The organism is Acidovorax sp. Q11 (genome assembly GCF_054950075.1).
This window is the reverse complement of the sequence record NZ_JBUDZG010000026.1, coordinates 1-20,189: the sequence shown is the minus strand read 5'-3', so window position 1 is coordinate 20,189 and position 20,189 is coordinate 1. Positions and strand designations below refer to the sequence as shown.

At 66.0% G+C, this 20,189-nt stretch carries 16 protein-coding genes and 3 pseudogenes; 14 read left to right on the top strand and 5 right to left on the bottom strand.

Annotated elements, in window-relative coordinates; genetic code table 11:
* Positions 1–12 precede the first annotated feature (12 nt).
* Positions 13–966, bottom strand: coding sequence for a S1C family serine protease (locus ACYZGB_RS17720; protein WP_462390176.1), 954 nt, complete (start codon positions 964–966; stop codon positions 13–15).
* A 180-nt stretch (positions 967–1,146) separates the two neighbouring features.
* On the opposite strand from ACYZGB_RS17720, the gene ACYZGB_RS17715 reads away from it, so the two are divergent.
* The 8 genes and pseudogenes from ACYZGB_RS17715 to ACYZGB_RS17680 all read left to right on the top strand — a co-directional run bounded on the left by ACYZGB_RS17715 (position 1,147) and on the right by ACYZGB_RS17680 (position 9,978).
* Positions 1,147–1,983, top strand: coding sequence for a TatD family hydrolase (locus tag ACYZGB_RS17715; protein ID WP_462390174.1), 837 nt, complete (start codon positions 1,147–1,149; stop codon positions 1,981–1,983).
* A gap of 129 nt (positions 1,984–2,112) precedes the next feature.
* Complete coding sequence (locus ACYZGB_RS17710; protein ID WP_462390223.1) at positions 2,113–2,655, top strand: DNA-deoxyinosine glycosylase; 543 nt, start codon at positions 2,113–2,115, stop codon at positions 2,653–2,655.
* 9 nt (positions 2,656–2,664) lie between these two features.
* The gene (locus ACYZGB_RS17705) at positions 2,665–3,429 is read left to right on the top strand and encodes a class I SAM-dependent methyltransferase (RefSeq protein ID WP_291471613.1); all 765 of its coding nucleotides are present in this window, start codon (positions 2,665–2,667) and stop codon (positions 3,427–3,429) included.
* A gap of 11 nt (positions 3,430–3,440) precedes the next feature.
* Complete coding sequence (tfpB, locus tag ACYZGB_RS17700; RefSeq protein ID WP_462390172.1) at positions 3,441–5,234, top strand: type IV pilus assembly ATPase TfpB; 1,794 nt, start codon at positions 3,441–3,443, stop codon at positions 5,232–5,234.
* A 173-nt stretch (positions 5,235–5,407) separates the two neighbouring features.
* Entirely contained in the window at positions 5,408–5,896 is a 489-nt protein-coding gene (locus tag ACYZGB_RS17695) for a tripartite tricarboxylate transporter TctB family protein (RefSeq protein WP_108619128.1), read from the top strand.
* 15 nt (positions 5,897–5,911) lie between these two features.
* The gene (locus ACYZGB_RS17690; RefSeq protein WP_462390170.1) at positions 5,912–7,423 is read left to right on the top strand and encodes a tripartite tricarboxylate transporter permease; all 1,512 of its coding nucleotides are present in this window, start codon (positions 5,912–5,914) and stop codon (positions 7,421–7,423) included.
* Positions 7,424–7,546: 123 nt separating this feature from the next.
* A complete protein-coding gene (locus tag ACYZGB_RS17685) occupies positions 7,547–8,845 on the top strand; it encodes a DUF3422 family protein (protein ID WP_462390168.1) in 1,299 nt (432 codons plus the stop codon).
* A 249-nt stretch (positions 8,846–9,094) separates the two neighbouring features.
* Positions 9,095–9,978: pseudogene (locus ACYZGB_RS17680) on the top strand (DMT family transporter).
* A 40-nt stretch (positions 9,979–10,018) separates the two neighbouring features.
* On the opposite strand, the gene ACYZGB_RS17675 reads toward ACYZGB_RS17680, so the two are convergent.
* Together ACYZGB_RS17675 and ACYZGB_RS17670 are read right to left on the bottom strand one after the other, a co-directional pair.
* The gene (locus ACYZGB_RS17675; RefSeq protein WP_462390167.1) at positions 10,019–11,011 is read right to left on the bottom strand and encodes a M48 family metalloprotease; all 993 of its coding nucleotides are present in this window, start codon (positions 11,009–11,011) and stop codon (positions 10,019–10,021) included.
* A gap of 10 nt (positions 11,012–11,021) precedes the next feature.
* Positions 11,022–11,642 (bottom strand): SH3 domain-containing protein, encoded by a 621-nt coding sequence (locus ACYZGB_RS17670; protein ID WP_462390165.1) that lies wholly within the window; start codon positions 11,640–11,642, stop codon positions 11,022–11,024.
* Between the two features lie 64 nt (positions 11,643–11,706).
* Here ACYZGB_RS17670 and ACYZGB_RS17665 point away from each other — a divergent pair, with 64 nt between their 5' ends.
* The 3 genes from ACYZGB_RS17665 (at position 11,707) to ACYZGB_RS17655 (ending at position 16,519) form a co-directional block, all read left to right on the top strand.
* Positions 11,707–12,546, top strand: coding sequence for an SDR family oxidoreductase (locus tag ACYZGB_RS17665; protein WP_462390163.1), 840 nt, complete (start codon positions 11,707–11,709; stop codon positions 12,544–12,546).
* Between the two features lie 183 nt (positions 12,547–12,729).
* Positions 12,730–13,830, top strand: coding sequence for a TRAP transporter substrate-binding protein (locus ACYZGB_RS17660; protein WP_462390162.1), 1,101 nt, complete (start codon positions 12,730–12,732; stop codon positions 13,828–13,830).
* 4 nt (positions 13,831–13,834) lie between these two features.
* Positions 13,835–16,519, top strand: a complete 2,685-nt coding sequence (locus ACYZGB_RS17655; RefSeq protein WP_462390160.1) for a bifunctional diguanylate cyclase/phosphodiesterase — start codon at positions 13,835–13,837, stop codon at positions 16,517–16,519.
* A 108-nt stretch (positions 16,520–16,627) separates the two neighbouring features.
* On the opposite strand, the gene ACYZGB_RS17650 is transcribed toward ACYZGB_RS17655, so the two are convergent.
* Positions 16,628–17,527: a DMT family transporter gene (locus ACYZGB_RS17650; RefSeq protein ID WP_462390158.1), complete on the bottom strand. Its 900-nt coding sequence runs from the start codon at positions 17,525–17,527 to the stop codon at positions 16,628–16,630.
* A gap of 164 nt (positions 17,528–17,691) precedes the next feature.
* Between ACYZGB_RS17650 and ACYZGB_RS17645 the strand changes: the two genes are divergently transcribed.
* Positions 17,692–18,675 carry a quinone oxidoreductase family protein gene (locus ACYZGB_RS17645; RefSeq protein ID WP_094285362.1) on the top strand — a complete coding sequence of 328 codons (984 nt, stop codon included), beginning with the start codon at positions 17,692–17,694 and terminating at the stop codon, positions 18,673–18,675.
* Entirely contained in the window at positions 18,672–19,505 is an 834-nt protein-coding gene (locus ACYZGB_RS17640; protein ID WP_462390156.1) for an NUDIX hydrolase, read from the top strand. The genes ACYZGB_RS17645 and ACYZGB_RS17640 overlap by 4 nt, the downstream gene beginning before the upstream one ends.
* On the opposite strand, the pseudogene ACYZGB_RS17635 reads toward ACYZGB_RS17640, so the two are convergent.
* Positions 19,459–19,995 (bottom strand): annotated as a pseudogene (locus ACYZGB_RS17635) (Rossmann-fold NAD(P)-binding domain-containing protein); the annotation flags it as partial. The gene ACYZGB_RS17640 and the pseudogene ACYZGB_RS17635 overlap by 47 nt on opposite strands.
* Positions 19,996–20,043: 48 nt before the next feature.
* Here ACYZGB_RS17635 and ACYZGB_RS17630 point away from each other — a divergent pair.
* Positions 20,044–20,189 (top strand): annotated as a pseudogene (locus tag ACYZGB_RS17630) (IS5/IS1182 family transposase); the annotation flags it as partial.

Genomic DNA, 20,189 nt, shown 5'->3' with positions numbered 1-20,189 from the left:
GGAGGGTCAGGGTCAGAAGGGGGGCATGCCAACGGCCGAGGCCGCGTTCTCGATAGGCACCGCAAACCCGATGCCGATGAAGGTGCGCGCAGGCGTGGGGTTGAGGATGGCGGTGACGATGCCCACCACTTCGCCATCCAGCGTGACCAGCGGGCCGCCTGAATTGCCGGGGTTGGCAGCGGCGTCGAACTGGATCAGGTTGCTGAGCTGGCGTTTGCCCTCGGGCGAAGTGAATTCGCGCTGCAGCCCCGACACGACACCTGCCGATGCAGAGGGGCCGATGCCAAACGGGAAGCCCACGGCCACCACGTGGTCGCCAGGGCGCAGGTTCTGGGTGGAGCGCAGGGTGGCGGCCTCCAGGTCGTCGGGCACCTTGTGCGCCTGCAGCACGGCCAGGTCGTTCTCGGGCTGGGCACCGGTGATGCTGGCGGTGGTTTCCAGCCCATCGTGGAAGGTGATGCCGATGCGGTCGGCGCCCGCCACCACATGCAGGTTGGTCAGGATGACACCCTTGTCCACGATGACCACGCCCGTACCGATGCCGCGCTCGACTTCTTCCTTGCCGTTCTTGCTGCGGCCATAGCCCACCACGCGCACGATGGAGGGGGCGATGCTCTCCACGGCGCGTGCGGCGGCCGAAGGCGGCGTCGTGGTCTCCAGCGTGCGCAGCACGGCAGCGTCGATGTCGTCCTGGGTGATCTTGCGGGTGGTGCTGCGGCTGTTGTGCCAGGCGCTGGCTACCAGCAGGGCTGCCAACAGCACCACGATGGTCCACAGGGCCCAAAGCTGTCGCCGGACGGCCGCAGAGTGTGGGGCGGCCGCCGTGGCCTGGGCCGCCTCCTGCGGCGAGGGCGGTGCATCGGCTGAGGGCAGGGCAGCGGTCGCAGGCGCTGCGGGTGCGACCGCCGGATTGGGGGCACGGCTGCGGGCGGGGCGTGAGCTGCTGTAGAGGGCGGGCCGGGGCATCCTGTCACCTTTGCTCTGGGAGCCTGCGGAGGGTCTTGGGACGGCCCCGGAAGATCATTCGCAGGTTCATTGGCGCCAAGTACCGGCGCACGCAAATGACGGTAGCACGGTTTGCCCGCAAATGCACACGCAGGGCTACCGCCCCTGTGTGGGGTACACCGCATCGGGCATCATCGGCGCATGACTGCCTGGATTGACACCCACTGCCACCTGGATGCGCCCGAGTTCGATGCCGACCGCAGCGCAGTGCGCCGCGAAGCAATCGCGCAAGGGGTGGGCCATTGTGTGATTCCGGCCGTGGAGCGCAGCAACTGGGACACCGTGCGCCTGCTGGCGCACCAGCATGGGGATAGTTATGCGCTGGGCATCCACCCGCTGTACACCGGGCGTGCAGGCGATGGGGATGTGGCGCTACTTGAACAGATGCTGGCCCAGTACCACGCCGACCCGCGCTTGGTGGCGATCGGCGAGATTGGACTGGACTACTTTGTGCCGGGGCTGGACCCTGTACGGCAGGAGCGGTTTTACCGGGCCCAGTTGCAGCTGGCCCGCCGGTTTGACCTGCCAGTGATCCTGCATGTGCGCCGATCGGCCGACAAACTGCTCAAGGGCCTGCGGGACCTGCCGGTGCGTGGCGGGATTGCGCATGCCTTCAATGGCAGCCTGCAGCAGGCGCAGGCCTTCGTCGGCCTGGGCTTCAAGCTTGGTTTTGGCGGCGCCATGACTTATGGCCGCGCCCTGCAGCTGCGCCGCCTGGCGGTTGAGCTGCCCGAGGAGGCGTTGGTCCTGGAGACCGACGCCCCCGATATCCCGCCCCACTGGCTCTACACCCCGGCCGCACAGCGGGCTGAGGGCTTGCCCCAGGGGCGCAATGCCCCGGCCGAGTTGCCGCGCATTGCCGAGGTGCTGGCGCAACTGCGGGGCCAGCCCTTGGCGGCGCTGGCCCAGGCCACCACGGTCAACGCCTGTGTGGCGCTACCGCGACTGGTGCCTTTGCTTGCCCAGGGTGGAAAATGAGGAGCAATTTGGGAGCTTTGGGCCGTGTGGTAAACGGTTTACAGCTCTCTTTTTTTGCAGCTGCGCAAAAGCGTTGGCGTGGTTTCGGTCCAGAATCGGCCCATGTTTGACCCCGGTGCCACTGGCCTCATGTCCGCTCCTGCTGCCGTCCGGTGGCAGGGGCTGCCGCCCGTGGCGTCCGAGGGCACGGTGGTGCTGGTGCTGGGCAGCTTTCCGGGCGCGGCCTCCCTGCGGGCACAGCAGTACTATGCCCATCCGCAGAATCACTTCTGGAAGATATTGCAGGCGCTCTGGCCGCAGCATCCGCTGCCCGTCGCCGGGCAGGAGCACTACGCGCAGCGCTGCGACTGGCTGCTGGCACGGGGGCTGGGGCTGTGGGATGTGTATGCCAGCTGCGAGCGCGAAGGCAGCCTGGACACCAGCATCCGCAACCCCCAGGTCAACGACTTTGCCCGTTTGCTCGGGCGCTGCCCCCGGCTTGCAGCCGTGGCCCACAACGGGGCCGAAAGCTTCCGGCACGCCCCTGCGGTGCTGGATAGCCTGGGGGCCAAGCAAAAGACGCAACTGCAGGCCGTGCGGCTGCCATCGACCAGCCCGGCCAACGCGTCCTGGAGTTTTGACCGTAAATTGGCGGCCTGGGCGGCAGTGTTGTCGGCCCACCGCCTGCTTTGAACGCTTTGAATGACCCGCAAAAAAGAAAAACTGCAAGAGTTGCCCGAAGTCAGTGTGTCGGACGATGGTGAGGTGCGCCACCTGCACCTGGGCACACCGTGGATCCAGGGCTCCATGCGCATTGATGAGCCCTTTGCGCTGGAGCTGGAGTATGTGCAGCGCATGATGGCCTGGCTGCTGTTTGCCGACCTGGCGCAGGTCTCCAAGGGCCATGCCATGCAACTGGGCCTGGGGGCAGGCGCCATCACCAAGTTCTGCCACAAGAAGCTGCGCATCTGCAGCACGGCGATCGAGCTGAACCCGCAGGTGTTGGCGGTGTGTCGCCAGTGGTTCAAGCTGCCCCCCGATGGCCCCAAACTGCGCGTGGTGCTGGCCGATGCGGCCAAGGAGATTCAGAACCCCATGTGGCTGGGTACAGTCGATGCGCTGGCAGTGGATCTTTACGACCACGAGGCCGCAGCGCCGGTGCTGGACAGCCCGGATTTTTATGCCGATTGCCGGGCGTTGCTGTCGGACACGGGCTGCATGACGGTCAACCTGTTCGGCCGCGCGTCGAGCTTTGACCGCAGCCTTCAAAGCATGGCCCAGGCATTTGGCAACGATGCGCTGTGGGCGTTCAAACCCACCCGCGAGGGCAACACTGTGGTGCTGGCGCAGCGCACGCCCTCCCGGCCCAAACGTGCGGAGCTGGCTGAACAGGCCGAAGCGATCCAGGCACGCTGGGATCTGCCCACTACCAAATGGCTGCGGGCGTTCAAGCCGGTGGCCCCCTGAAAGGTTTTGACATGAATGCCTCCGTGGACATTCCCGGCCGCCTGAAGGCCGCAACCCACATCGGCCCGGTGGACTGGCGCCGCATGGTGCAGTGGCTCAGCGATGACCATGTGATTTCGCGCGAGGAAGCGCAGCGCACCATTGCCCGCTGCTCGCAGGCAGAAAGCTCGCAGCATGCGCTGGTGCGACTGGCCAGCGTGGCCATGGAACGCGCCAGCGACGGAAAGCCCCTCGATATCGAAGCGCTGTCCGAGTACCTGGCAGCGCGTGCGGGTCTGAGTTATATGCGCATTGATCCGCTCAAGGTGGATGTAGGCCGCGTGGCCGACACCATGAGTGCCACCTATGCCGAGCGCCACAAGGTGCTGCCGGTGCAGGTCACGGTCAAAGAGGTGGTGGTGGCCACGGCCGAGCCCTTCATCGACGACTGGGTGGCTGAGGTGGAGCGCCAGTCGCACCGCACGGTGCGCCGTGTGGTGGCCAATCCGCAGGACATCCACCGGTTCACCGCCGAATTTTTTGCGCTCGCCAAGTCCGTGCGTGCGGCGCAGAAGGCAGGAGGCAGTTCGGGTGGCAGCAGCTTTGAACAGCTGGTGGAGCTGGGCAAAAGCAACAAGCAGCTTGATGCCAACGACCAGGGCGTGGTCAAGGTGGTGGACTGGCTGTGGCAGTACGCATTTGACCAGCGTGCAAGTGACATCCACCTGGAGCCGCGCCGCGAGCAGGGCGTGATCCGCTTCCGCATCGACGGCGTGCTGCACCCGGTCTACCAGATGCCCATGGGGGTGCACAACGCCATGGTGTCGCGCATCAAGCTGCTGGGCCGCATCGACGTGGTGGAAAAACGCCGCCCGCAGGACGGCCGCATCAAGACGCGCAACCAGCGCGGTGACGAGGTGGAAATGCGCCTGTCCACGCTGCCCACCGCATTCGGTGAAAAGATGGTCATGCGGATATTTGACCCGGACAACGCGGTCAAGGACCTGGATGCCCTGGGTTTTGCGCAGCACGACGCACAGCGCTGGGAGGCGCTGGTCAAGCGCCCACACGGCATCATCCTCGTGACCGGGCCTACGGGCTCGGGCAAGACCACGACGCTGTACTCCACGCTCAAGCGCGTGGCGACCGAAGAGGTCAACGTGAGCACAGTGGAAGACCCGATCGAAATGATCGAGCCGAGCTTCAACCAGACCCAGGTGCAGCCGCAGCTCGATTTCAACTTCGCCGAAGGCCTGCGCGCCCTGATGCGCCAGGACCCGGACATCATCATGGTGGGCGAAATCCGCGACTTGGAGACTGCCGAGATGGCCATCCAGGCCGCGCTCACGGGGCACCTTGTGTTTTCCACCCTGCACACCAACGACGCACCCAGTGCCATCACCCGCATGATGGAACTGGGGGTGCCGCCCTACCTGCTCAACGCCACCTTGCTGGGTGTGCTGGCCCAGCGGCTGGTGCGCACGCTGTGCAAGCAGTGCAAGCAGCGCGATGAAACGGCGTCGCGCGATGCGCTGGCCGAGGTCGTCAAGCCCTGGAAGATCAATGGCGCCTACCAGCCCTACAAACCCGTGGGCTGCGTGGACTGCCGCATGGGTGGTTACCGTGGCCGCATGGGGCTCTATGAATTGCTGACTGTGAGCGAGGCGCTCAAGGACCGGATCACCCAGGCCCCATCCATCGACACGCTGCGCCGCCAGGCGGTGCAGGATGGCATGCGCCCGCTGCGCCTGGCAGGCGCGCTTCGGGTGGCCGAGGGGCTGACCACCATGGACGAGGTGATCGCGGCCACTCCACCGCTGGAGTAACGCGCCCTGCGCCGTGCAGGCGTCCCCCCGGGGCGGTTCGCGGTCCGCGCGCGATGCTTTGCTCGCGCTGTTCGGCCATGGGGCGTTACCGGATGTAGGTGGAATCCACATTCGCGCGGGCCGTGCTTGCACGCACAATCGCGCAGTCAAGATTTCCGCCTAGGAGACAATTCGTGAAAATCAAGAGTCAAAAAGACTTTTTTTCCGGCCTCATGTTCATGGGTGTCGGAGTAGCGTTTGCGTGGGGTGCAACCACGTACAACGTCGGCAGTGGTGCCCGCATGGGCCCCGGCTATTTCCCCTTGCTGTTGGGTATCTTGCTCGCCATCATCGGCAGCGTGATCACCTTCAAGGCAGTCACGGTGGAGACCCAGGATGGCGACAAGATCGGCAAGTGGGCCTGGAAGCCGCTGTTCTTCATCCTGGCTGCCAACTTCGCGTTCGGCATCTTGCTGGGTGGTTTGCCCAGCCTCGGGGTTCCGGCCATGGGCCTCATCGTGGGCATCTATGCACTGACCTTCATCGCCAGCCTGGCCGGGCAAGAGTTCAACGCCAAGGCCGTGTTCATCCTGGCCACCGTGTTGGCCATTGGCAGTTACGTGGCATTCGTCTGGGCGCTCAAGCTGCAGTTCCCCGTGTGGCCCAGTTTCATCACGGGTTGAGCAGGAGCACCGACCATGGATTTGATCAATAACCTCTCGATGGGTTTTGGCGTGGCGTTCACGTTCCAGAACCTGATTTACTGTTTTGTCGGCTGTCTGCTGGGTACGCTGATTGGCGTGTTGCCCGGCATTGGCCCCGTGGCAACCATCGCCATGCTGTTGCCGGCCACCTATGCGCTGCCGCCCGTGGCTGCGCTGATCATGCTGGCCGGTATCTACTACGGCGCACAGTACGGTGGTTCCACCACCGCCATTCTGGTGAATCTGCCTGGCGAGTCGTCGTCGGTGGTGACCGTGATCGACGGCTACCAGATGGCGCGCAAGGGCCGCGCGGGCCCGGCGCTGGCAGCTGCCGGCCTGGGTTCGTTCTTTGCAGGCTGTGTGGGTACGCTGATCCTGGCGGCCTTCGCGCCTCCGCTGACCGAAGTCGCCTTCAAGTTCGGTCCGGCCGAGTATTTCTCGCTGATGGTGCTGGGCCTGATCGGCGCGGTGGTGCTGGCCTCGGGCTCCCTGCTCAAGGCGGTGGGCATGATCGTGCTGGGCCTGCTGATGGGCCTGGTGGGTACCGACGTGAACTCGGGTGTGGCGCGCTTCAGCTTCGACATCCCTGAGCTGACCGATGGCATTGGCTTCGTGACCATCGCCATGGGCGTGTTCGGCTACGGTGAAATCATTGCCAACCTGTCGCGCCCCGACGAAGACCGTGAAGTGTTCACTGCCAAGGTGGAAGGTCTCTTCCCCACCAAGGACGACTTCAAGCGCATGATTCCTGCCGTGCTGCGTGGCACCGCGCTGGGTGCTGCCCTGGGCATCTTGCCCGGTGGTGGTGCTCTGCTGGCCGCTTTTGCCGCCTACACGGTGGAAAAGAAGACCAAGCTGCAACCTGGCGAAGTGCCTTTTGGCCAAGGCAACATCCGTGGCGTGGCGGCTCCCGAGTCGGCCAACAACGCAGGCTCGCAGACCTCGTTCATCCCGCTGCTGACTCTGGGCATTCCACCCAACGCCGTGATGGCGCTGATGGTGGGCGCCATGACCATCCACAACATCCAGCCTGGTCCCCAGGTGATGACCAGCAACCCCGAGCTGTTCTGGGGCCTGATCGCTTCGATGTGGATCGGCAATGCCATGCTGATCGTTTTGAACCTGCCGCTGATCGGCATCTGGATCAAGCTGCTCACGGTGCCGTACCGCTGGCTGTTCCCCTCGATTGTGCTGTTCTGCGCAGTGGGTGTGTACTCGACCAACAACAACACCTTCGACATCTGGATGGTGGGTATCTTCGGCCTGATTGGCTATATCTTCCACAAGTTGGGTACAGAACCTGCACCCTTGCTGCTGGGCTTCATCCTGGGCCCGATGATGGAAGAAAACCTGCGCCGTGCGCTGCTGCTCTCGCGCGGTGACTGGAGCGTGTTTGTGACGCGTCCGCTGTCGGCTGGCCTGCTGGCAGCCGCCGCTCTGCTGCTCATCATCGTGCTGCTGCCCGCAGTGAAGAACAAGCGCGAAGAAGCATTTGTGGAAGATTGATCGCCCTCGGGCTTCCTGCTTTCCCTGACTGAACAACGGCACCCTTGGGTGCCGTTGTTTTTTGGGCAGGCGCATTCGTTTCTTGCTGCCGTTGCCGGTACACAATCGCAGGCAGAGGTCCGCATGCCCACACCATTCCATCCCGCGCAGCACCCCCATCGGGCCATGCTGCACAACGAAATCCACGCCCGCCCGCCCGAGGCGATGAATGCTCCCCTGGCCATCGCACACATCGTGATGCTGGCCGATGCCGCCGGGCGCGAGGCGAGCCGGGCCCATGTGGCCGCGCTTTTGCGCGACCACCACATGGCCCTGCCCGATGCCCACACCACCCACCTGCGGATGGACCTGGGCGCCTTTCGCATGCGCTGGGAGCTGCACACCGAGTTCGTCACCTGGACCTTCATGGTGCCTGCCCCCGTGGAGGCTTTTGGTGAGCGCGAGCCCGCCAGCGCCATGGACGCAGTGCCCCGCGACTGGCTGGCCGCCTTGCCCGGGCAGTGTCTGTGCAGCCTGAACCTGTGGGTGCTGCCAACGCACACTTTCGGCTCGGGTTCGCTGGTCAAGCATGTGCTGCACGAGGACACGCTGGTGGCCTCCACCGTGGCCGACGGCCATGGCGAGGTCTACACCGACTTTGCCATCCATGCCGACGGTTTTTCGCGCATGGTGCTGCTGGCGGGGGGCATGACGCCGCGCCGCCTGGGGCGCCTTGTGCAGCGCCTGCTGGAAATCGAAACCTACCGCATGGCCGCCTTGCTGGGCCTGCCCGCCGCCCGCGAAGCGGCCAGCGTCCTGGCCTTTGCCGAGCGCGAACTGGCCGAGCTGGCCAATGCCATCCGCACCGCCAACCGTGACGATGAGCCGGCCTTGCTGGACCGCCTGACCCGGCTGGCCGGCCAGGTGGAGAGCCAATATGCCGCCTCGCATTCGCGGTTTTCGGCCAGCAGCGCCTACTTCGAGCTGCTGGACAAGCGCATCGAGGACATTGCCGAATCGCGCCTGGCAAGTATGCAGACCATCCGCGAGTTCATGGACCGTCGCCTGACCCCCGCACGCAGCACCTGCGAGTGGGCTGCGCGCCGCCAGGACGCCCTGTCGCAGCGCGTCTCGCGCATGAGCAACCTGCTGCGCACGCGCGTGGAGATCGAGCAGCAGCAAAGCAGCCAGGCGCTGCTGACCACCATGAACCACCGCCAGGACCTGCAGCTCAAGATGCAGTCCACTGTGGAGGGCCTGTCCGTGGCGGCGATTACCTACTACATCGTGGGCCTGGTGAGCTACCTGGCCAAGGGGGCACAAAAGTTGGGCTGGCTCCTGTCACCTGAAACCACGGCAGCCATTGCCATCCCCGTGGTGGCCGTGGGCGTGTGGTGGTCGCTGCGGCGCCTGCACCACAAGGTGTTTCACAAGCACGGTTGAGCTGGCCCCCAGCGCAATGGGGTTGTGCGGGGCTTGCGCCACTCCTTGCCATCGTTGATGAAGGGGGTGCCCACGCTTAGCTTCGATGGCCCCAGGGCTGGATGCCTGTCACACTCGTTGGCCTGCGGGCAGAGCGTGCATGGCGCGTTCAGCCCGCGTGTGTCCTGACAAAAAAATCGAGGCCCCGTGTCTTCAGCCCCATCTCCATCTGCACAGGTCTCCACACCAGCACCCACTGCCAGGGCGCACATGGCGTCGGGCCTGCTGCTGGCGCTGGCGGGCTCCATCGCATTCAGTGGCAAGGCCATCATCGTCAAGCTGGCGTACGCCACGGCGTGGACGCGGTCACGCTCATCATGTACCGCATGCTGTTCGCACTGCCCATCTTTGCCGTGATGGCCTGGTGGGCCAGCCGGGGCAAACCGCCCCTGAGCCGCAAGGACTGGCTGGGCGTGCTGGGCCTCGGGGTCACAGGCTACTACCTGGCGAGTTTTCTGGACTTTGCGGGGCTGGCCTTCATCAGCGCCAGCCTGGAGCGGCTCATCCTGTACCTCAACCCCACCCTGGTCGTGCTGCTGGGCTGGCTGCTGTATGGCCGGGGCATCCGCTGGGCTCAGGCAGCGGGCATGCTGGTCAGCTACTGCGGGGTGGTGCTGGTGTTTGGCCACGAGGCCAACCTGCAGGACCCCAACGTGGCCTGGGGGGCGCTGCTGGTGTTTCTGAGCGCCGTGAGCTACGCCATCTATCTGGTCTACAGCGGCGAGATGGTGCAACGCCTGGGCTCCTTGCGCCTGGTGGGGTTGGCAACCACCGTGGCCTGCCTGTGTTGCCTGGCGCAGTTCGTGGTGCTGCGGCCGTTGAGCGCCGCAGTGGTGGCACCGGAGGTGATCTGGCTGTCTGTTCTCAACGCCACGTTGTGCACAGCTGCGCCGGTGCTGATGGTGATGATGGCCATCGAGCGCATTGGCGCGGGCATGGCCGCCCAGGCAGGCATGGTGGGGCCGCTGTCCACCATCCTCATGGGAGTGTGGATTCTGGGCGAGCCCTTCACCGTCTGGGTGGCGGCGGGCACGGCGCTGGTGGTTGCGGGGATTTTTGTGTTCACCCGTCTGGCGCGCCGCCAGGAGGCGTGAAGCGGGGCCGCCGCACCCTGCAGCAGGTGCTGGCGCCTCCTCAACCCGCCTTTTTTACGGCGGGCGCAGGCCGGTTGGCAGGTGCGGGGGCGGCTGGTGCACCGCCTCCACCACCACCGCCCAGGCGCTGCGCAATCGTTGCCCGGGAACCCCCCAGCCCATCAAGCTGTCGGCCCATGGACTGCTCCAGATAGTCCAGGCGGGCCTGGGCGGCTGGGTGGGTGGACATGGTCAGCGTGAACATCGGGTTGTCTGGCGTCACGCTGCGCAGCTGCTGAAGCACCGACACCAGCCCGTATGGGTCAAACCCTGCCTTGGCCGCCATCGCCACACCGCTGCGATCGGCTTCAAATTCATCGGACTGGCTCAGCCCTTTGGTGTAGACCGTGCGGAAAAGCGACAGCAGCTGGTCTTTGACAAGCTGGCCCGCTACGTTGCCGGTGCGGATCTGCGAGGCCAGCAGCTGGGTGCCCACACCCGCCATGGCGCTCTGCCGGATGGCCTGCAGGTGGTGCTTGGCGGTCACGTGCGTGATCTCGTGCGCCAGGATGCCCGCGAGTTCGGACTCGTCGGCGCAGCGGTCGATCAGACCCTTGGTCACGAACACATAACCGCCGGGTGCGGCGAAGGCGTTGTACCCGGCGTCATCCAGCACCACAAAGGTCCAGGGCAGCCCGGGGCGGGGTGACTGCAGGCTGATCCAGCGGCCCAGGCGGTTCACGTAGCGTTGCAGCGCCATGTCCGGGTGGGCGGGCTTGGCGCCCAGCAGCAGGGCGGCCAGCTGGCGGCCGATCTCGATTTCCTTGGGCTCGTCGATGTTGTTCAGCGACTGGGTCAGCAGGCTGATCAGGTCGTCCCCTTGCGCGGCCGGTGCGGCCTTGCCGCCCGTGATCGCCGAGCCCAGGCCGCCGCCCAAGGAGTTCAGCAGGTTGTTCATGACGTTCTGGCCGTGGGCCGCCAGGGGGGCCGCCGCCAGGGCAGTCAACAGGGTGGCCACCCCTGCACAGCGCTTCCAGCCGAAGTTCCGGTGCATGTTCATCTCCTCAGTTCGGGCTGTAGTTGGGGTCGGACGGATTGCCGGAACTGCCACCGGAGCGGCTGCCGGACCCACCGGACGGCAAGGCGGGTTGTGCCATCGCGGGCACGTCCCGCGCTTGTAGCGACGCGGAGCTGGCGAACTGGCGCGCCTGGTCGGCGTTCACCCGCATGCCTTCAACCCTGCCCACAGCGGCCGGGTTGGGTTGTGCCTTGGCAATGTCTTCGGCGTCCAGGCCGCGAATGCCCACTGTGGAGGTTGCAGTGGTGGTGTTCGCGCCGCTGTTGCCGCCGAACAGCCCGCCGAGGCCTCGCAGCCCGCCAGTGGCGGTGTTGTTGCTGGCCGCTGCCGCGCCCGATTGGGGCCCCAGGTCGAACATGTGCACCCAGCCTGTGGTGCCCTGGGGGGCGCTCACCTTGGTCCAGGGGCCTTTGCGCTCGCTGCTGCGTGTCACGACCGTGTTGGCTTCCAGCGGGGCGACGCTGGCACCGTTGTCTGCGGGGCTGTCGCGCAACTGCGTGGCGCGCTTGATTACGGCACTTTCCTGGGCGTGGGTGGCGCCTGTGACCAGGGCCAGCGCGACCCCTGCCAGCGAGGTGGCCAGAGCGTTAGGGTGCAGCCATTTCATGGTTCAACTCTCCATTTATGATTTGCCCACGCTATATGTATCAGTGTGCAACTTGGAGATTGTTATGGATTTGGGTATCGCAGGCAAATGGGCGCTGGTGTGCGGCGCCAGCAAGGGGCTGGGCTTTGGTTGTGCGCAGGCGCTGGTGCGCGAGGGCGTCAACGTGGTCATCAACGCCCGCAATGCCGAGGCACTCGATCAGGCTGCTACCCGTTTGATAGCTGAAGGTGCAAATCAGGCACGCGCAAAGGGGCTCAAAGAGTCTGAAATTCAGGTGCCCCAGGTGCTGGCCGTGGCGGCCGACATCACCACCCCTGCCGGGCGTGAGGCGGTGTTCTCCGTGGCGGGTGGCCCAGGGCGGGATTTCGACATCGTGGTGACCAATGCCGGGGGACCGCCCACTGGTGATTTCCGCGACTGGAACCGCGACGCCTGGATCAAGGCAGTGGATGCCAACATGCTCACGCCCATCGAACTCATCCAGGCCACGGTGGACGGCATGGCGGCCCGGGGCTTTGGCCGGATCGTCAACATTACGTCGAGTGCCGTGAAGGCCCCCATCGACATCCTGGGCCTGTCCAATGGCGCGCGCAGTGGCCTCACAGGCTTCGTGGCGGGCGTGTCGCGCAGCAAGATCGCGGCGCGGGGCGTGACCATCAACAACCTGCTGCCTGGCAAGTTCGACACCGACCGTCTGGCGGCTACCGTGACTGCGGCTGCAGGCAAGGCGGGCAAAAGCGTGGAGGATGTACGTGCCGTCCAGCAGGCGCATATCCCGGCGGGCCGTTATGGCACGGCCGATGAGTTCGGGGCGATCTGTGCCTTTTTGTGCAGCCAGCAGGCGGGTTACATGACCGGCCAGAACGTGCTTACCGATGGTGGCGCCTACCCAGGCACCTTCTGACGGCGCATGGCGGCGAGTGACTGGGTTGCAGCAGCTACCAGGCCCCTTCGGGAGACCGAGTGGGGGGCTGGGGGAGGGGCCATGCCACGCACCAGTTCTCTCGAAGGCTCACGCGTGGCGTTTTGCCGACAATTTGCCTTTTGGGCTGAAAAATTGGTGGAATACTGCTCTCCATTGTTTGCCATGTTCACCATCCCCTGCCCCTTGACCTCCCGCCTTCGCCGCCAGGCACTGCTTCTATGTGTAGCGCTTGTCGCATGGGGTGGGGTGCACGCGGCGAACCCTTCTGGCAGCAGCGCTGCTGCGCCGTTCAAGCTGCGTGTGGTGGGTGGGTTGGCCACGATCAATCAATACACACGCCAGGAAGAGCCCTTCTGGAGCAAAGAGTTGTCCCGTTTGAGCGGTGGGCGCTTCCAGGCAGAGATCGTGCCCTTTGACCGTGCAGGCGTGCCCGGCAATGAGATGTTGCGATTGCTTCAATTGGGCGTGGTGCCGTTTGGCACCACACTGATGAGCTCGTTCACCTCGCAGTACCCTGAGTACACCGCCCCCGATTTAGCGGGATTGAACCCCGACATCGCCACACTCAAGGTCACCCTGGGCGCCTTCCGCCCTTATCTGGAAAAGGCCTTGCGCGAGCAGCATGGCGTGGAGGCGCTCGCGATCTATGTGTACCCGGCCCAGGTCGTGTTCTGCAAGAAGCAGCTGCGTGCGCTGTCCGACCTGTCGGGGCGCCGCGTTCGGGTCTCGTCCTCCACGCAGGCGGACTTTGTGGGTGCGCTGGGCGGTGTGCCGGTGCTGACCAGTTTCTCGCAAATCGTGCCTAGTCTGACGGCGGGCAATACCGAATGCGCGATCACGGGCACCATGTCGGGCAATATGCTGGGCCTGCCCTCACTCACCTCCCATGTGCACACCCTGCCTGTGACATGGGGCCTGGCCATCTTTGGCGCCAACCAGGCGGCCTGGGCGGGCCTACCCTCCGACTTGCGCGAACTGCTCAAGCGCGAGCTGCCCCGGCTGGAGTCCGCCATATGGGCCGAGTCCGAGCGCGAAACGGCTGAAGGCCTGGCCTGTAACCGGGGCGCTTCCACCTGCACCGGAGGCACCAAGGGCGCCATGGTGGTGGTGCCCGCTTCGCCTCAGGATGAGCGCAGCCGCCAGGAGATACTGGCCTCCACCGTGCTGCCGCGCTGGGTGCAGCGCTGCGGCGCGCGCTGCGCGCAAACCTGGAACCAGACGATTGGCCCGGCGCGTGGCCTGTTGGCCGCGCCCGTCAAATAGATCAATGAGAGAACCTATAACGCCACTGCGCATCAAGGCCTTTGTCGGGGCTGGGGTTGTGGTGTTTGTGGCGGCCGTGGCCATTGTGGCGGCCGCCCTGGCCTGGAATTCCCGCAAGGTGGCGCTCAACGACAGCGAGGCCCAGGCCACCCGTTTTGTGGCGGGGGCCGAGGTTGCGCTCAACCGTTCGCTGCTGACGGTGGATGTGCTGCTGGCCAGCATGGACGAGCTGCTCAACCTGTCGAACACGACGGCGCCCTGGATCGATGCGGAATCGGCCAGCCAGCGTTTGCGCGGCTCCACCCGGCAGAACCTGATGGTGCGCTATGTGGCCCTGCTGGACACCACGGGCAAGACCATGGCGTCCTCCGATCCGGCCGGTGGCGCGCTGGCCGTACAGCTGCCGGCAGGCTTTCTGGAGTCCGTGCTGGAGCAGTCGGTGTCCACCCTGATGGTCAGCGCCCCGGTGGTGAGTTTTGCCAGCTCCGAACGGGTTCTGTATTTCGCGCGCCACCTGCGTCTGGCTGACAACACGCGCGTGGCCGCCGTGGCCGAGTTGCCGGTGGGCGCGCTGAGCGCGGTGCTGCTCCAGGGCGTAGACATCAGCGGCCTGCAGGTCACGCTGGAGCGGGCTGGCGGGCAGCTGCTGCTGGGCGTGCCCGGCCGCGAGGAGGTCATCGCCCCCACGCTGGCGCCGCCGCTGGCCGAGCTGGCCGACCTGGGCCAGGAGTGGAAGGCCCCGGCGCGCCTCACGGGGGCTCCTGCCCTGGTGGTCTTCCGGCCCATCCTGTACCAGGACCTGCGGATCTCCGCGAGCATTCCGCTGCACGAGGCGTTGAGCAGCTGGCGCGACCAGCGCGACGCGATCGGGCTGACCGCGCTGGTGTTTGTGGCCATGATCCTGGCGGCGGGGGGGCTGGCTTTTCGTTATCTGGACCGCCTCTCGCAGGCCCGCGTGGCCATTGCGCAGTCCAAGGCCACGCTGGACCAGGCGCTGGAGTCCATGGTCAGCGGCTTTCTGCTGCTCGACAAGAACAGCTGCGTCGTGCAATGGAACAGCCAGTTCGAGGTGATCTTCCCCTGGCTGCGCGGCGTCATCGCCCCCCGGCTGCCCTTTCGCACGGTGATCGAGGAAACCGTCAAGCACCACCACCCGCGCCTTGCCGATGATGAACATGCGCGCTGGGTGGAACAGCGTTTGTTGCGGCAAAAGCAGCCCCAGCACGAAACGCACGAACAGGCCTACTCCAACGGCCGCACCATCCAGATCACGGAGCGCACCACCCCCGACGGTGGCCTGGTCATCAGCTACCACGACGTGACGGCCCTGCGGCGCGCCAGTGCCGAGATCGAGAACCTGGCGTTCTACGACCCGCTGACCAACCTGCCCAACCGCCGCCTGCTCATGGACCGCATGCAGCAGGCCATCGCCTCCAGCGCGCGGAGCGGGCAGTATGGGGCCCTGATGTTTCTTGATCTGGACCACTTCAAGACCCTGAACGACACCCGGGGCCACGAGGTGGGCGACATGCTGCTGCGCCAGGTGGCCCAGCGCCTGAAGACCTGCGTGCGGCGCGAGGACACCGTGGCCCGGCTGGGTGGTGACGAGTTTGTGGTGATGCTGGGCGACCTGTCGGCCAGCAGCGAAGAGGCGGGCGCCTATGTCCGCCGCGTGGGCGAAAAGATCCTGCGCAAGCTCAATGTGCCCTACACGCTCGGGGGGCATGCCCACCACAGCACGCCCAGCATCGGCGCCACGCTGATGGGCGGCGCGATCCAGTCGTCGGTCGACCTGCTCAAGCAGGCCGACATCGCCATGTACCAGGTCAAGTCGCAGGGGCGCAACGCGCTGTGCTTTTTTGATCCGCAAATGCAGATCAGCATCAGCCTGCGCGCGCAGCTCGAAGCCGACCTGCAGGCGGCGCTCACAGCGCGGCAGTTTGTGTTGCACTACCAGCCGCAGTTCCACCTGGATGGCCGCATGGTGGGCGCCGAGGGGCTGATCCGCTGGCAGCACCCCGAGCGGGGCCTGGTGGCGCCGGGGGCCTTCATCGGCGTGGCGGAAGAAAGCGAACTCATCGTGCCCATGGGCCATTGGGTGCTGCGCACCGCCTGCGAGCAGCTCGCCGCCTGGCAGGGCAACCCGCGCCTGCAGCACTTGCAGCTCTCGGTCAACGTGAGCGCGCGGCAGTTCCGCCAGCGTGACTTTGTGGCCCGGGTGGTCGAGGTGCTGCGCGAAACCGGCGCGCGCCCCCATCTGCTCAAGCTCGAACTCACCGAATCGCTGGTGCTGGAAAACGTGGATGACACCATCGCTAAGATTGGTTTGCTCAAGACAAAGGGCGTGCGCTTTTCTATGGACGATTTTGGCACCGGCTACTCGTCGCTGGCTTACCTCACGCGGCTACCGCTGGACCAGCTCAAGATCGACCAGTCGTTTGTGCGAAACCTGGGTTTGCGGCACACCGACGACGTGATCGTGCAGACCATCCTGGGCATGGCGCGCAACCTGGAGCTGGACGTGATCGCCGAAGGCGTGGAAACCGAGGCGCAAAAGAAGCTGCTGGCCCAGTACGGCTGCACCTACTTCCAGGGCTACCTGCTGGGGCGGCCCGTCCCCGTGGCGGAACTGGAGGCGCTGCTGGAACCGGCCGCCGCCACGGCTGAAGACTTCGACCTGCCCCGCTGAGAGCCGCGGTGCGGGCCCGTGCTGCGGACAGATGGAATGAGTGCTATATTTTTGATAGCTTTATGGGCATGATGGTCGCGCGGTAAGGCCGGTTTTTATAAAAAACTCTTAGCGTCGCGACGACACCACGATCCCGCCCACGATCAGCGCGAACGCCACGCCATGGAACGCCTGGGGCGTTTCGCCCAGAAACGCGGCCGACAGCAGCCCCGCAAACAAGGGCGTGAGATTGACAAAAAAGCCCGCCACCGCAGGCCCCGCCCGCTGCACGCCCACGCCCCAGCAGCGGTAGGCCAGCACCGCAGGGCCCACGGCAATAAAGGCCAGCGCTGCCACCAGCGGCCAGCCCCAGGTGGTGTGTGTGTGGCCGGTGGCCCACTCGGCCCCGGCAAAGCTGCCCGACCAGGCCAGCCCAAACACCATCTGCGCCATCAGGAAGGCCGCCCAGTCGCCCCGGATGCTGCCGGGCTCGCTGGTGCGCGCCAGCAGCCAGCTGTAGAACGCCCAGGAGATGGTGGCCAGCAGCATGAACAAATCGCCCGGCACCAGGCGGAACGCGAGCAGCTGTGCCCATTCGCCCCGGCTCAGCACCAGCAGCACACCACACACCGACAACAGCGCACCCACCACCTGGCGCCGGGTCACGGCCGCGCCAAAAAACAGCGCTCCCACGGCCAGCATCCACACCGGCATGCTCGAACCCACCAGCGTCGCGTTGATGGGCGTGGACGTCTGCAGCGCCATGTACTGCAGCGCGTTGTACAGGCCAATGCCCAGCAGCCCCAGCAGCGCATAGCGGCGCCAGTGCGGCCACACCGGGCTGTTGGTGCGCAGCACGCCATGCGCCAGCGGCAGCAGGATGAAAAAGGCCAGCACCCAGCGGATGAAGTTGAGGGCGGCGGGGGAAATCAGGTCATGCACCAGCCGCCCCGTGACGGCGTTGCCCGCCCACAGCAGGGGCGGAATCACCAGCAGCACGGCCGTGCCGGGTGTGAGTTTGTGAGTCATGAGGCTGCACTGTAACGGTGCATGCCTTGCCCCGCTGCCGGAAGGCCACAAGGCCCCAGGCCGCCATCGGCGCTGCTGCCACACGCGGCACGCCCGCATGAATCGTGGCAGGATGGCCGCCGTTCCCACCCCCATTTCCCGTTTGTTTGAGGAGACCGTTTGCCATGAGCCTTGCCGTCCAGATCCGCCAGCACGGTGGCCCCGAAGAACTCCAGGTGGTTGATGTGACCGTGGGCAACCCCGGCCCCGGCGAAGTCCGCATCCGCCACCACGCCATCGGCCTGAACTTCATCGACGTGTACCACCGCACCGGCCTGTACCCGCTCACCATGCCCGCCACCATCGGCATGGAAGGCGCGGGCGTGATCGAAGCCGTGGGCGAGGGCGTCACACACCTGCAGGTGGGCGACCGCGCCGCCTATGCCAGCAACCCGCCGGGCGCCTATTGCGAGGTGCGCGTGATGCCCGCCAAGTGCGTGTGCAAGCTGCCCGACGCCATCAGCTTCGAGACCGGCGCGGCCATGATGCTCAAGGGCCTGACGGCGCAGTACCTGCTGAAAAAGACGCGCCCGGTGGAAGGGCTGGAGCCCGGCGATTTTGTGCTGTTCCACGCCGCCGCCGGTGGCGTGGGCCTGATCGCCAGCCAGTGGGCCAAGGCGCTGGGCCTGCAGCTCATCGGCACGGCGGGGTCGGATGCCAAGTGCCAGCTGGCCCTGGCCAACGGGGCGGCGCACGCTATCAACTACAGCACCGAGGACTTCGCGGCGCGTGTGAAAGAGATCACCGGCGGCAAGGGCGTGAAGGTGGTTTATGACTCGGTGGGCAAGGACACCTGGGACAAGTCGCTGGAGTGCCTGCGGCCGTTTGGCCTGATGGCCAGCTTCGGCAATGCCTCGGGCCCGGTGCCGCCATTTGCGCCGGGCAGCCTGGGCGCCAAGGGCTCGCTTTACGTCACGCGGCAGACGCTGTTCACCCACATCGCCACGCGCGAAGCCACCCAGGCCATGGCCGACGACCTATTTGCCGTCGTGGCCAGCGGGCAGGTCAAGATTCACATCGACCAGCGCTACCCGCTGGCCGAGGTGCAGCAGGCGCACCGGGATCTGGAGGCGCGCAAGACCACGGGCTGCACCATCCTCACGCTGTGAACGCCGACGTGCAGAACCCCTCGTTCGAGCACTGGCTGGCGGGCGCACGCGCGTCGGCGCAGCAGCCCCCGAAGCTGCCGCGCCAGCCGTTGCTGGTGGCCGGGCAGGTGGTGGGATCGGTGGCGGAGGGTTTTCTGAACAAAATCGGCCTCCACCGCTTTCTGGATAAGCGTTTTAAGCTATCAAATAGTGAGCATTCTGGTGCGCCCGCCTGGCACCTGGATGTGCCGACGGGCGCGGCCACGGAGGCGCTCAACACCCTGGCTGCGGCCCTGCGCGACGCAGACCTGTGTGGCCCCTGGCGCAACGAGCAACTGGCCGTGTGCAACCCCGCCGGTGAGGTGGTGGCCACGGTGGAGCGTGGCGCCGTGCGGGTGCTGGGCATCACCACCCGCGCCGTGCACCTGGTGGGCCTGGCACCCGACGGCCGCATGTGGGTGCAAAAGCGTTCCATGACCAAACCCAACAACCCCGGCCTCTGGGACACGCTGATGGGCGGCATGGTCTCGGCTGCCGATTCGCTGCCCCGGGCCCTGGCGCGCGAGACCTGGGAAGAAGCAGGGCTGCGGGTGGAGGCCTTGCACGGCCTGCGCCACGGCGGCCATGTGGACTTCAGCCGCCCGAGCCGCGAGGGCGGCGGCGCGGGCTACATGCACGAGCGCATCGACTGGTTCTGCGCCCAGGTTCCCGAGGGCATGGAGCCCAACAACCAGGATGGCGAGGTCGAGCGTTTTGACTTGCTGCCGCTGGAAGGGCTGCGCACGCAGGTGGCCCAGGGCCTGTTCACGCTGGAAGCTGGCCTGGTGATTGCGGGCTACCTGGGGCAGTGAGCCGCTCTGTGGGCAGGCAGCCCAGCCCCTGCAGCGTGGCCTGCACCGCCACATCCAGCGGGGTGTGGGGCTCGCTGCCCAGCACGGCCAGCAGGCGGTCGTTGGCCATGCACACCGGCTGCTGCCACAGGTAGCGCATTTCGCGCAGCTCGCGCAGCTCGCGCAAGGTCGCCACAAACGGCGATGCCAGCGTGACCAGCCACCACGGAAACGCCTGCACCCGGGGCGCCGCGCCGCCACTGCGCACCACTGCGCGACTGATGGAGTCGGCCATCTGCGTGCCGTCTGCGTCCCAGTGCCCCGCCATGTGGAAGGGGGCAAACGCGGGCAGCTCAGCGCGCCGCTCCAGCAGCAGCACCATGGTGCGCGCCACATCGGGCAGGTATGACCACTGGTGGCCCACGCCGGGGCGGCCGGGCTGCTTGACGCTGGCCACCGGCCGACCAGGCTGCACCAGACCCTGCGCAAACCAGCTGTTGTCCACCTGGGGGGGGCTTTGTTGCACAAACCGACCCCATTGCACTGGTAGTCTCAGTGTATGAGTGAACCCCAAGGGCCAAAGGCCCGCTACAAGACCACCAACTGGACGGAGTACAACGCGGCGCTCAAGGCCCGAGGGTCGCTGACGATCTGGCTGGACCAAGACATGCAGTGGTACGCACCTGCCAGTGGCAAGCGGGGTCG